A 12,981-nucleotide genomic window follows, 5' to 3' on the forward strand; every position below is an offset into this window, starting at 1 on the left:
GAGTGCAAAATCCCACTCGCGATCCGGTGACGGGGCAAACACTTCGCCCGGCGATCGGGACCGGCGGCAGCGACGGCGATGGATCGCGTCGCGCCGCGTCGCGGAGGGGATCAGCGGGGCCAGCGCAGGGGACCGGGGCGCACCGACCAGAGCAGGCGCCGCCACCAGGGCCGGGCGGCGCGCAGCGCGGCGACGTAGTCGCCGGCCGTCGTGGTGGCCCGCGCGGCCTGCTCCGCCGTGGCGGTGCCCGGGGCGAACGCCGTCCGGTTGAGCAGCCCCGCCAACTCCTCGACGTCCGCCCCGACGGGGAGCACGGCGCGGGCGTGGGCGGCGACCTCGGAGGCGGAGAGGTCACCGCCCACCGGGTGCCCGGCCAGCCGCAGCGCGTCGGTGACCTCCCGCCAGGCACCGGCGATGCGCTGGCCGGGGTCGCCCCGTTCCAGCCGCGCCCGGGTCAGTGCCCGGCGCATCAGCAGCAGCGCGAGCAGCGCGGCCCCGGCCAGCACCAGCATGCCGCCCGTCCCGCCGCCGACCAGCAGCGCCGTCGACGGTCCACCCGGGTCGGCCGGCCCGCCCGGCGCGGCGGCCGGTTCCGGGGTGGCCGTCGGCTCCACCGTGGGCTCCGGCACCTCCGACGGGGGCGGCTCCTCCGGCGTGGGGCGGAAGTCCTCCTCCACCGGGCGCGGTTCCTCGTCGGGCCTGGGCAGCGGGTCGAACGGCACCCAGCCCAGCCCGTCGAAGAGCACCTCCGGCCACGCGTACGCGTCGCCGGCCCGGACCGGACCGTCGCCGGCGGCACGGAAGCCCACCACCACCCGGGTCGGCAGCCCCGTCAGCCGGCCCAGCACGGCGAACGCCGCCGCGAACTGCTCGGAGGTGCCCCGCTGCCCGCCGGCGTTGCGGGGTCCGAAGAGGAAGAAGTTCAGGTTCGGGTACGCGTGCCCGCTGGGCGCGTCCGCGACGAGGCGGTAGTGCTCAGCGAGGAACTGCTCCACGGCGGCGGCCCGCGCGTACGGGGCGCCGTTGGACTCGGCGAGCTGGGCGGCGAGCCGGCGCAACGGTTCCGGCACCCCGTCGGCGACCCGCAGCACCCGGGCCACCTCTCCGCCGGCCGGCACGTCCGCCGTGGCGAGCAGGTTGAAGTCGGGCGTCTCCAGCGCCGAGGTCACGTCGTAGCGCAGCCCCGGGGTCAGGCCCTCCGGGCGGATCAGCGTCCCGGTCGTCGGGTCGTACGCCACCCGGGCGCCGGTGACCTGGCGCGGGGTGGCGACGGCGGGCAGCAGCCGGCCGCTCAGCCCGGCGACGGTGATCTCCTGCCGTACCGTCTCCACGGTGCTGTCGGCCGCCGGCGCCGTCACGGGCAGGATCCGCCCCGCGTTGCGGTACGTGGCGCCGACCCGCCAGGTCACCCCGTCGTAGTCGCTGAGCACCGCCAGCCGGATCGGCACCGGGCTTGCGGTGGCGCCCGGTCCGGGGGCGGTCCCCGGCTCCTCGGCCGGCGCGGGATCCGGCGGGCCCGACCGTTGCGTACGCACGTCGAGCAGCTGCTGCCCAGGGTTCAGTGCCCAGCCGGAGATCCGGATGAGCGGGTTCTCGTCGAGGGTCTCCACCTGCGGCGGCTCGACGTACCGCCGGGGGTCCACCGGGCGGCCGTCGACCTGGCCGGCGAGCAGCGGACCGAGCAGCGCGACGAGGCCGACCACCACCGCGAGGCCGGCGGCGCTGGCGGCGGCGAGCCGGGCCCGGACGGCCGCGCGGACCGCCGGGGCCAGCCCGGCGGCCGCGTCGGCGCCGGCCGCCCCGCGCGGCGGCACCGCCAGCCCGAGCACCGCCACGGCCACGAGGGCCAGCGTCGGCCCGATCGCGGGATCGGCGTTCGGGCCGACCACGTAGAGCGCGGCGGCGTAGAGCAGCACCGGGGGCAGGTAGCCGAGCAGCACCCGACCCGCCCGCATCGCCACCTCCGCCCCGGCGAGACCAGCCAGCCACGCGGCGACCAGCGGCACCAGCACCGTGTCGGGGGTCGGCTCCACCGGGATCATCGCCGTCAGCAGCCGGGGGATGCCGTTCGCGGCGGCGTCCGCGGTCACCTCGGCCAGGCCCCCGGGCAGGTCGGCGCGGGTCGCGGTGAGCCGCAGCGACCAGGCCGTCCAGCCCGCCATCGCGAGCACCGACACGGGTGCGACCAGCCACGAGGGCAGCCGGCGGGCGGCCACGCTGACCAGTACCGAGCCCACCGCCGCCCCGAGCACCAGCCAGGTCAGCAGCGGGCCGGCGTAGACCCGGCCGAGCACCGCGCCGGCCAGGCCGATCATCGCGATCAGCGCCAGCGGCACCGGGACGGCCCGCAACGCCCGCGCCACCCGGGCGACCGCACCGCCACCGGCTGGCCCGGCGACCCCACCGCCACCGGCCGGCGCGGGGGCGTCGCCAGCCCCGCCGCCAGCCCCGGACGGCCCGGCGGCGTCCGTCGCGGCGCCGCCGGTGCTCCGCCCCGCCTGACCGTCGGCCACCGTCACCACCTGCGCACCCCGTCCCACTCGGCGGCGAACGCCGCCCCGTCGGCGGCGTCGATCACCACCAGGCCGGCCGCGCCCGACGGCGCCGGCTCCGTCGCCCCGAAGACCCCCACCACCACCGACGGGTACGCGGCCCGCAGCGCGCCCACCGTCCCCAGGTCGTCCCGGCCGCCCGGCCCGGTGAGGAAGACAAGCGTGTCGCCGAGCCGTTCCCGCCGCAGCCGGCCGGTGGCGGGCTGAAGGTCACCCCCGTCGGTGAGTTCCGCCGCCGCGAGCCGGTCCAGCGGCCCCTGCGCCGCCGCGTCACCGCCCGCCGGCTCCGGCGCGACCAGCAGCAGCACCACCGGCAGATCCTCGCGGTACGCGGCGACCAGCACCGAGGCGGCGGCCTCACACGCCGACTCGAACGACTCGGCCACCCCGTCCAGGCGCTCCGGGTGGGCGCCCGCCCGGTTGTCGAGCAGCACCACGATCCGGGGCAGGCTGGTGTCCACGTTCTCCCGCACCATCAGCTCGCCCACCCGGGCGCTGGTCCGCCAGTGCACCCGGCGCAACTCGTCACCGACCACGTACTCGCGCAGCGAGTCGAAGGTGATCGAGCCGTGCGGCACCTTGTCCACCCGGCCGTCCAGGCTGCGCCCCGCCCCCGTGGGCACCGCGTTCAGCGGGTGCACGCGCGGGTGCACCCAGACCGGCACCGTGCCGCCGTAGGGACGGGCCAGCGCCACCAGGCCGAGGGGGTCGCGCCGGGTCACCCGCAGCGGCCCCACCGGCACCACGCCCCGGCGGACGGTCGGCACCTCGTAGCGGACCGTGGTGTCCCGGCCCGGTCGCAGCCGCAGCAGCGGCACCGGGACCGACCGGTCCCCGCACCGGTCCTCGGCCACCAGGCTCGCCGCCCGCAGCCGCCCCGCGTTGCGCACCGTCAGGGTCACCGCGGCCGGCTCACCGCGCGCCACCCGGTCCGGGTCGGCGCTGCGGGTCACCTCCAGGCGGGGCCGCCACGCCGCGCTCAGCACGGCGTAGCCGACCGCGATGCCGGCCGCCGCACCGAGCAGCGTCAGCTCCGGGTACGCGAAGCGGAAGCCGACGCCGAGCAGCACGACGGCGGCGACGAGCAGCCCGACACACCGGGCGGTGAGCGCGGACACCGGCGTCGCCGGTCAGCCCTGGACCGGGGCCGGCTGGCCCGAGGGGAGCGGCACCGGAACCGAGGCGACCGCCTGGCGCAGCACCTCGGCGGCGGTCACCCCGCGCACCTGCGCGTCGGGGGTGAGCAGCAGCCGGTGCGCGAAGACCGGCTCGGCCAGGATCTTCAGGTCCTCCGGCATGATCCAGCCCCGCCCGTCGATCAGCGCGTACGCGCACGCCGCCCGGGTCAGCGCGATCACGCCCCGGGGACTGACGCCGACCCGCACCTGCGGGTGGGTGCGGGTGGCCGCGGCCAGCCGCACCGCGTACGCGTAGAGCGGCTCGGCGATGTGCACCCGGCGGGCCATGCGGACCATCTCCCCGACGGTGGCCGTGTCGGTGACCGCCGTCAGCGCCTCGGGGGAGCGGACCGTCGCCCCGCGCAGCACCTCCACCTCGACCGCCTCGTCGGGGTAGCCGACGGAGAGCTTCACCAGGAAGCGGTCGAGCTGGGCCTCGGGCAGCCGGTACGTGCCGTCCATCTCCACCGGGTTCTGGGTGGCCACCACCAGGAACGGCTGCGGCACCGGGTGCCGGACCCCGTCGACGGTGACGGTGCGCTCCTCCATCACCTCCAGCAGCGCCGACTGGGTCTTCGGCGACGCCCGGTTGATCTCGTCGGCGATGACGATGTTGGCGAAGACCGGGCCCGGGTGGAACTCGAAGCCCCGGGTGGCCTGGTTGAAGATCGTCACCCCGGACACGTCGGAGGGGAGCAGGTCCGGGGTGAACTGGATGCGCCGCCACTGCCCCTTCACCGTCGTCGCGACGGCCCGGGCCAGGGTGGTCTTGCCGACCCCCGGCACGTCCTCCAGCAGCACGTGCCCCTGGGCGAAGAGCGCGGTCAGCGCCAGCCGGACCACCTGGGGCTTGCCCAGCACCACCGCGTTGACGTTCTCGGCCAGCCGGGCAGCGAGGGCGGCGAAGCCCTGCACCTCCTGCTGGGTGAGCGGTTCTGGGGTGTTCACGCGGGTGGTGCTCCTTGCCTGGGTGGGTCAGCAGGTGGGCAGGTCCTTGATGTCGTCGCCGCCCTCCAGGTTGAGCCAGGCCCAGGGGATGTAGTTCTTCCCCTTGAAGTCGACCTGCACCCACCAGGTGCTCTGCTTCTGGTTGTTGTAGATCCAGGAGTCGACATTCTCACCCGACTTCTTGCAGTACGCCTTCAACCGGGTGCCGGGCTCCGCCCACCCGACCTGGCGGTCGTTGTCCTGCCGGGTGACCGAGAAGATCTCGTTGCCGTTGCGATCCCCGGGGATTTCCCTGTTGCAGTACGTGCGCTGGTCGCCGTCCGGCCCGTTCCTACAGGTGGCGACCCCGTAGAGGGCGGCGGTGGTCTGGGCGCGGGCGGCGGTGCCCTTCCCGGCCGCGTTGCTCGCGGTCACCGTGAACGTGTACTTCGTGCCCGGGGTCAGGCCCGTCATCGTGATGCTGGAGCAGTTGCCGGACTTCGCCGGCTCACCGCCCGTGCTCAGCGAGCAGGTCGCCTTGCCGCCGCCGGCGTCCACGGTGAACGTCACCGTCGCCGACGTGGCGGTCGCCGAGGAACCCGTCACGGTCACGCGGGGCTCGGCCACGGTGCGGGCCGTGGCGGTGGCCTCCGGGCCGGGTCCGGCCTCGTTGACCGCCCGCACCTTCACGGTGACGTTCTGGCCGTCGCCCAACCCGTCCACCGTGGCCCGGGTGTCGGTCACCTCGCTGCTGCGTCCGCCCACGTCCACGACGTACTTCGTCACCGGCCGGCCGTTGGCCACCGCCGGGGACCACTGCACCGCGACGGCGCCCGGCCGGTCGGCCACCGTGGTCGGTCGCAGGTCGGTCGGCCGCTCCGGCGGCGCGTACGGCACGACGGTGTTGCTCACCGGCGAGGCCGCCGAGCCGGCGCCCCGGTCGTTGACCGCCACCACCGTGAACGCGTACTGCGTGCCGTACTCCAACTCGCCCGCCGGCACCACCAGCTCCGTCCTGCGGGACTCGCCGGCCGGGGCGTTGGTGCCCGCCGACGTGGCCGTGACCACGTACTTCGCGATCCTGTTGCCCTGCCCGTTGGCAGCCGGCCACTTCACCAGCACCGTGCCGTCCGGGCGCTCCTGGGCGGTGACGGCGGCCGGCGGATCCGGCACGGCGGCCGTCGGCGTCACCGGGTTGCTGGTGCGCGCGGGACCGTCGCCCTTCGCGTTGACCGCGTGCACCGAGAACCGGTACGTCTCACCGTTGGTCAGGCCCTTGATCTCCACGGCCCGCTGGTTGGCGCCCACCTGCACGCGCTGGCCGGCGCCCTGCACCACGTACCGGACGATCTCCGCCCCGTTGGCCGGAGCCGGCCGCCAGCTCACCCGGGCCTGCGCGTTGCCGGCGGCGGCGGTGACGCTGCGCGGCGCGCCCGGCTTGCCCACCTCGGGCTTCTTCGGCGGAGGCGGCGGCGGGGGAGCCGGCGGCGGGTCGCCGCCGAGCACGTCGTTGGCGTACTTGTCGACCTCGCGGACCTGGTGCTTGTCGTCCACCACCTGCGCGGTCGCCGAGTCGGGGGCGTTGATGAAGAGGTGGTTCTCCCGCACCTCCAGCTCCAGCGGCCCGGTGCCCCGGCCCCGGATGGTGTCGACGAGCTGGCCGCCGGAGTCGAACGCGTAGACCGTGCCGGACGCCTCGTCGGCGCAGTAGTAGCGGCCGGCCCACGCCACGGCCGGGCTGAGCTGGTCGCCCGCGCCCGGCACCGTGAACGCCCGCACCGCGCCACCACTGTCGACCACGTGCACCCGCCGCTCGCCGGGCACCGTCACGGGCACGTCCGGCCCGCTCGTCCGCGCCGGCAGCGCGCCCGGCGCGGCCATCGTCAGCAACGTCTTGTGGACCTTGCCGCCCTGCACCCGCACCAGTGTCCCGGCCGTACGGTCGAGCACGGCGACGCCGTCGTCCAGAGTGGAGAGGACCAGCTCGTGGCTGGCGTCCGCGACGTCGTACGTCTCGACCTTCTTCGGGCTGAGGCCGGCCCCGGCGGGGGCCGCCGACGCGGGCGCGGACGGCAGCGGCGCGGCGGTGACCGCCGAGACGGTGCCCTCGCTGGGCACCGCGATCCACAGGCGCCCCTCGCCGTCGAAGGACCCGCCGGTGATGCCCGGCGGGTAGCGCACCGGCTCGCCGATCGGGGTCAGCGACCGCGGGTCGAGCTGCCGGACGACACCCTGCACGGCGTCGACGACGAACGCCGCGTCCTCGTGCAGGGCGACGTTGACGCCGAGCCCCGGGGTCGTCCGGGTGGTCGCGGTGATCTGGAGGGTGGCCAGGTCCAGCGAGCTGACCTGCCCGGTGTTCAGGTCCCGCAGGACCAGCAGCCGGTCGGTCTGGGTGACCTGCACCGGGTGCCGGCGGGCGCCCGGGACCCCGACGCGGGTGTCGACCCGCGCGGTGATCCCGTTGACGCGGGCCAGCTCGCTGCGCGCGGCGCTCCACAGCCAGGAACTCGCGTCGTGGCTCGCCACCGCGTTGTCCGCCGCGCCGAGGCCGTGGACGGTGAGCCCCATGGCGGCCAGCAGCGCGGCCACCGTCGCGATGGTGACGACCCCGCCGCGCATCCGGCGGGGCCGGGGACGCGGGGCGCCGGTGCCGGTGTGCCCGGCGTCGTCGATGGTGGCCACTACCGGCTGCCTCCCGTGTCGTCCCTGGCAGGTGGCACGCCATGACGGCGACCCTCCCCTGAGCCGGGTGCCATCATATGGCCGGGTCGGGAGCATGGGAACCCGCACCGTCTCCCTGTGGACACCGAGCGTGTGCGCCGCGCCGTGGTGGCCGGTCAGCTCGACGGCGTGTCGCCCTCCCGTTCCGTGCAGACCTGCCCGGACGTGGCGAACGAGTCCGTCGAGTAGACCGCCAGCACCGTGAAGCAGTAGTCCACCCGCGAGTTCAGCCCGTTGACCGTGTAGCTGGTCCGGCCCGGGTCCACCGTGGCCATCACACCCAGCGCCTGGCCGGTCCGGCCGCCGGCCACCATGAACGGCACCCCGCCACCCGCCGGGTCCGTCCAGTTCAGGGTGATCGTCGCCGAGTCGTCCTTCAACGTCAGCCCGCCCGGCGGCGGACCGGCCGCAGACGCGGACGGCGCGACGGCCGACGGCGCGGCGGGTCCCGCCGGCGCCGCCGCGTCCCGGTTGAGCACCAGCACGCCCACGCCGACGAGCGCCACCACGGCCAGGACCGCGACGACGACCGCGACGACGATCGCCGTGCGGTTCCGGCCGCCCTCCTCGGGCTCCGGCATCATCGGGTACGCCGGCGGCGGCGGGAAGGCCGGCGCCTGCTGCTGCGCGGGGTGCTCGGCCGTCGACCGGGTCCGCACGGGCTGCGCCTTCATCGGGAACGTCTCATCGATGTCGAGGTACGCCGGCGGCAGGTCGTCGACCCGCTCCCGCTCCGGCTCCGGCTGCTCCACCTCCTCCCGCTGCCGTTGCGACTCGGCCCGCTCCAGCTCCTCCTCGACGTCCCGCTGCTCGGCGTCGGTGTCGGCGTCGGTCGGCGCGCCCGTGAGCGCCTGCGGGGGAGCCGTGCTGCTCCACGGAGGCGCGGACATGCTCCACGGCGGCGCGCTCACCGGCGGCTGGCCCCCGGGCGGCGCGCTCACCGGCGGTTGCACCCCGGGAGGCGCGCTGAACTGCTGCGGAAGAGCGGGCGGCGCGCTGACCGGCGGTGGCAGCACCGACGGCGGGGGCGGGATCGGCGGCAAGGGGGGAACCGGCGGCGTACTGACGCCCCGCGGCGGCGTGCTGAACGGTGGGCTGCTGGTCGGATGCGCCGGCGGTGCGCTGACGGGGGGCGCGGGCGGTGCGCTGACGGGCGGGCTGCTCGTCGGGTGCGCGGGCGGCGCGCTGACCGGAGGCGTCGGTGGTGCGCTGACCGGAGGCGTCGGTGGTGCGCTGACCGGAGGCGTCGGTGGTGCGCTGACGGAGGACGACGGTGGTGCGCTGACTGGCGGTGCGCTGACCGGCGCGGCGTGTGCCGCTGCCGGTGGCGTGTCGAGCGGTGACGTCTCGGGTGACCGGGCGGCGCTGACCGGATCATCCGGTCCGGCGGAAGCGCCGGTGGCGCGAGCGATCTCCTCGGCGAGCAGCGGTTCGATCTGCTTGACCTGGATGGTCGGCCTGGCCCATCCGGGCGCCGGCCCCGCCGGGCGTTCCTCCTCCGCCGCCTCCGCCTTCGACGCCGGGGCGGTCGGCTCCGGGTCGGCCGCGCGCGGGGCCCCGTCGACGGAGCCGGTCAGCGGCGAGGACCGGACGTCCGGCGCGGCAGGCTCGGGAGCCGGCCTGCCCGGTCCGGGGGTCGCGGCGCTGGGCGTACCGGTGGTGGAGGACGGTTCGGCGGCGGGCGCCGCTGTCGTCGCGGGCGGCGTGCTGCTCGACGGGGACGCGGCTCCGGACGCCGCCGTCCCGGCCGACGCCTCGACGGTCGGGGACGCCTCGTCGGCGGCCCGGTGTCGCGGCGCAACGGCGGGTCCCGTCGGGGGCACCGCAGCCCTCGCCTGCGCGGGCGGCTCGGCTCCGCCCGGCGAAGGGGCGGGTGGTTGCGGCGTGGCCGGCGCGGATGGGGCTTGCGGCTGCGGCACGGCCGGCACGGGTGGGGCGGGCGGCTCCGGCGCGGCGACGACGGGAGCGGCGGCCGCGTGACGCGGGAACGGCGGAGCGGGTGGCGGCACGGCAGGCGGAGACGACACGGGGGCTGCCGTCGCCGGCGGGGCCGGCGGCTGCGCTGTCCTCGGGGCCGGGACGACCGAGGCGACCCCGGCCGTCGCAGGCGGGGCGGGACGCGGCGGGCGCTGCGGCGCAGGCGTGGCGGGATCCGGCATCGCCGACGGTGGGGTCGGCCCGGAAGGCGGCGCCCAGGGAGACTGCGGTGATGCCGGTGCGGGGCGTTGCGCCGGAACGACCGGGGGCGGCGGCACCTGAGGGTGCGCCGGGGCGGCAGTGGACGCCGACGGTACGACCGGGGGCGGCGGGATGGGCACCGCCGGGGCGTACGGCGCCTGCGTCGAGGGCGGCACGGCCGGAGGCAGGGGTACGGCGGCACGGGCCGGTCCCGGTGGCGCGGGCACGACCGGCGGCGGCGGGATCGTCGCTGGTGGCGGGATCCGCTGCGGCGGGGCGGCGTACGGGGTGGCCTGTCCCCACCCGGGGGCATGCGGTGCCTGCGGCGGGGCCGGCACGTGGGGTGGCGTCGGCGGGGCCCACGCCTGCCGGGGCGGGGCGGGCACCACCGGCGGGGGCGGAACCTGGGCGCCCTGCGGCGGGGCCGGATACGGCTGCGGCGGCGCGGGCGGCATCTGCGCCGCGTGGCCGGCCGGGTGGGGCGGCTGCGGGGACGCCGCAGAGTGCGGCGCCGGGGCGACGGGGGTGGCGCGTCCCACGCCGCGTACGCCCGGAACGGGTGGCGGCGGGATCGGCGGGGTGTACGGGACCGCCGGTGTGGCCGGCGGGCCGCTCGCGACGTGTGGCGTCGGGTGCGCGGCGGGCGGCTGCGGGGGGCCGGCCGCAGCGGGCTCGTGCGGCCGCCAGGTGGTGGAGAGCACCGCCAGCGACATCGTCGGCTCGGAGAGCGCGGACATGTCGGGCCGCGCTGCCGGCGGCGCGGGCTGAGGGGCGGGAGCGGCGTCGCCGAGATACTGCCGTGCCGTGCGTACCGCAGGATGGTCGGCGCCGAGCACGGCGGGCCCGAGGGTGGCGACGCGGGTGTAGTTGCGGCGCGCCTCGTGCCGGTTGCCCAGCTCGTCCGCCACGGCGGCCAGCTCGAAGGAGAGCGCCAGCATCAGCGGGTCGGACGGCGGCCAGAGGCGCTCGCCGGCGGCGAACGCCTCCTCCAGCACGCGCCGGGCGGCACCCGGGTCGTCCGCCTCCCGGTGCAGGCGGGCCAGCAGGTGCGCGGTGCTCAGCACATCCGGGTGGTCCTTGCCGTACGGCGGCCGGGCGGAGCCGACGGCGTCGTTGAGCAGTCGACGGGCGGAGTAGAGATCGCCCGCGGCGCGCAGGGCGAGGGCCCGGTGCTGCACGGCGGCCAGGGGAGAGGGATGGGACACGTGGCCATGCTGCCGCGTGAGGCCTGTCGGACGCTACCCAGGTCCACCGGTTGGCTGTGGCTCACACGGGTCCGGTCACCCGTCCGACCTGCGGCGACCCATCGGCCGGAAGCTGATGTGCATGATCCACCCGGGCCGTGTACAGTAACTCCCCGTGCGGCCCACCAGGGCGGCCGACGGGTGGAAGATCCCCTCGGTCGACACGGTAGGCTGGACGAGCAGGTCCGGGTGGCGGAATGGCAGACGCGCTAGCTTGAGGTGCTAGTGCCCGTATAGGGCGTGGGGGTTCAAGTCCCCCCTCGGACACCAAATTGCAGCATCCATGCTGTGTTTCGCGTACTGGTGGTCAAGCACGCTTGATCACGCAAATCTCAGCGCAGCGACTTCCTCGATCGACCCTGTCTCGATCGGGGGCGATTGTCGTGGCTGATCGTTCCGTGGCTCCCGTCATCCCTCCCGTGCGGCTGTCGGACCGGGAGCAGGGATCTCGTCGCCCGCGCGGTGGAGCTCCTCGCCGTCCTCCCTTGCCCCTGCCGGTCCTGCCGATGCCTCGCGCCGGCACGATGGTGTACGGCCTGGCTGCCATCGACAACAGCGGTCGAATCGCCGACCGGACGGTCATCCGGGCCCTCGGATGGGGGCCGGGCACGCGGCTGCACATCCGCGAGGGCTCCGGAGTCATTGTCGTCCGGCTGGATCGGCAGGGCGTCTTCACCGTCACCGGCCAGGGCCATCTCCACCTGCCGGCAGCTGTCCGGCACTGGTGCGGGCTCACCACCGGCGACCGGGTGCTCCTGGCCGCCAGCCCAGCTGACGGCCTGCTTGTGGTGCACCCGCCCGCCGCCCTCGACGCGATGGTGGTGGCGGCTCACGCCGATTTGCTGGGCGGTGGTCAGGCATGAGTGACACCACCGTGGGCCGGGCGGAGCTGGATGCCGCGCGGTTGTTGCTGGCACGGATGGGGATCTCGCCGGCTGACCTCGTCGACGCGGCCTCGGACCGTCCACCCGCACCGACGTTCGCCGAGTACGTGCCCGTGGTAGCGGCGGCGGTCAGCGACGGTACGCGGAGGGCATACGGCTCGTACTGGAAGCGGGTCTTGGAACACTGGGGACAGCGACGGCTCGACGAGCCGACACCGTCGGAGATCGAGCAGCTCGCCGAGTACACCAAGACGCACGTGGTGGCCCGGCGTAACGCCCGGGGCGGAAGAAGTGCGGCGGAGCACCTGATCGCTGCGCTGCGGTGCCTGTACAAGCGGGCCGTTGCCGACGGGTACATCGCTGCGGCGGACAACCCCGCCCTCAAGGTGGCCAAGCCGCGGCGGCTGCCCAGCACCAGACGAGCGGTGGCAGACAGCAGGCTGGCGGAGATCAACGCCGTCGCCGCCAGCACGGGCGACGACCCCGCGCTGGACAGCCTGCTGCTACGACTGCATACCGAGACCGCGTGCCGCCGGGGCGGTGCGCTGGCTCTGCGGCCCGTCGACCTGGACCCGGACCAGTGCCTCATCCTGCTGCGGGAGAAGGGCGACACGGTGCGGTGGCAGCCGGTGTCACCGACGTTGATGAGGCATCTGCAGCAGCATGCCGAGGAACGCCAGGCGGTGGGAACGGGCCAACTGCTGCGTTACCGCAACGGGCAGCCGATCACCTACCGGCGCTACGACCACCTGTGGGTGCGCATCGGTGAGCACCTGCCGTGGGTGTACGTGCAGCAGATCAGCACGCACTGGCTGCGGCACACGACGTTGACGTGGGTCGAGCGGAACTTCGGCTACGCCGTGGCCCGCGCGTACGCCGGTCACTCCGACAGCGGCAGCGACGTCGGCACGACCACTACGTACGTCCGGGCGAGTCTTCAGGAGGTTGCCGGTGCTCTAGCGGCTTTGACCAACGAGCCCCATCCGCTCGCTTGAGCTTGAACCATCGCGGGTGGGCTTGGTGGTTACGTCCAAGCCCACCCGCGGGAGCTACTTCGCAACAGCGCCGATGTCTTGCACGGTGACCGGCGCTTCCTGCCGGCTGTGCCGGCGGCGCAGCCGCTCCAGGCGGCTGCGGTATTGGCTGACGTGCCCGGATATACCCGCTCAAAGCGAGTTCTTTCAAGGCCCCCCGTTGCCCCGCCGCGTCATGCGCGTAGCGGAAGAGGGCTAGCCTCGGCATCCGGATCTGGCCGATGATCGCGCACCCGACCTTGGATCCAGCCGAGGTGCCG

7 protein-coding genes and 1 tRNA gene are annotated in these 12,981 nt (G+C 75.7%); 3 read left to right on the forward strand and 5 right to left on the reverse strand.

Features of this window, described 5'->3' with window-relative positions:
• Positions 1–110: 110 nt before the first annotated feature.
• The 5 genes from EV374_RS23580 to EV374_RS33570 form a co-directional block, all read right to left on the reverse strand.
• Positions 111–2,363 carry a transglutaminase TgpA family protein gene (locus EV374_RS23580; RefSeq protein ID WP_486485926.1) on the reverse strand — a complete coding sequence of 751 codons (2,253 nt, stop codon included), beginning with the start codon at positions 2,361–2,363 and terminating at the stop codon, positions 111–113.
• 152 nt (positions 2,364–2,515) lie between these two features.
• The gene (locus EV374_RS23585; protein WP_132238892.1) at positions 2,516–3,670 is read right to left on the reverse strand and encodes a DUF58 domain-containing protein; all 1,155 of its coding nucleotides are present in this window, start codon (positions 3,668–3,670) and stop codon (positions 2,516–2,518) included.
• 12 nt (positions 3,671–3,682) lie between these two features.
• The gene (locus EV374_RS23590; RefSeq protein WP_132238894.1) at positions 3,683–4,678 is read right to left on the reverse strand and encodes an AAA family ATPase; all 996 of its coding nucleotides are present in this window, start codon (positions 4,676–4,678) and stop codon (positions 3,683–3,685) included.
• A 27-nt stretch (positions 4,679–4,705) separates the two neighbouring features.
• Entirely contained in the window at positions 4,706–7,342 is a 2,637-nt protein-coding gene (locus EV374_RS23595) for a fibronectin type III domain-containing protein (RefSeq protein WP_132238896.1), read from the reverse strand.
• A gap of 155 nt (positions 7,343–7,497) precedes the next feature.
• The gene (locus tag EV374_RS33570) at positions 7,498–10,764 is read right to left on the reverse strand and encodes a fibronectin type III domain-containing protein (RefSeq protein ID WP_486485918.1); all 3,267 of its coding nucleotides are present in this window, start codon (positions 10,762–10,764) and stop codon (positions 7,498–7,500) included.
• Positions 10,765–10,986: 222 nt separating this feature from the next.
• Between EV374_RS33570 and EV374_RS23615 the strand changes: the two genes are divergently transcribed.
• The 3 genes from EV374_RS23615 to EV374_RS33575 all read left to right on the forward strand — a co-directional run bounded on the left by EV374_RS23615 (position 10,987) and on the right by EV374_RS33575 (position 12,682).
• Positions 10,987–11,073, forward strand: a tRNA-Leu gene (locus EV374_RS23615).
• Between the two features lie 254 nt (positions 11,074–11,327).
• Entirely contained in the window at positions 11,328–11,666 is a 339-nt protein-coding gene (locus tag EV374_RS23620) for an AbrB/MazE/SpoVT family DNA-binding domain-containing protein (RefSeq protein WP_165947882.1), read from the forward strand.
• On the forward strand, positions 11,663–12,682 hold the full coding sequence (locus EV374_RS33575; RefSeq protein ID WP_132238898.1) for a site-specific integrase: 1,020 nt from the start codon (positions 11,663–11,665) through the stop codon (positions 12,680–12,682). Before EV374_RS23620 ends, EV374_RS33575 begins: the two co-directional genes overlap by 4 nt.
• Positions 12,683–12,981: the final 299 nt, after the last annotated feature.

Source organism: Micromonospora sp. CNZ303, assembly GCF_004345505.1.

Bases quoted from the DNA above. Each gene is read 5' to 3' on its own strand.
- EV374_RS23620 (WP_165947882.1), top strand. From the start codon at position 11,328: ATGGTGTACGGCCTGGCTGCCATCGACAACAGCGGTCGAATCGCCGAC.
- EV374_RS33575 (WP_132238898.1), top strand. From the start codon at position 11,663: ATGAGTGACACCACCGTGGGCCGGGCGGAGCTGGATGCCGCGCGGTTG.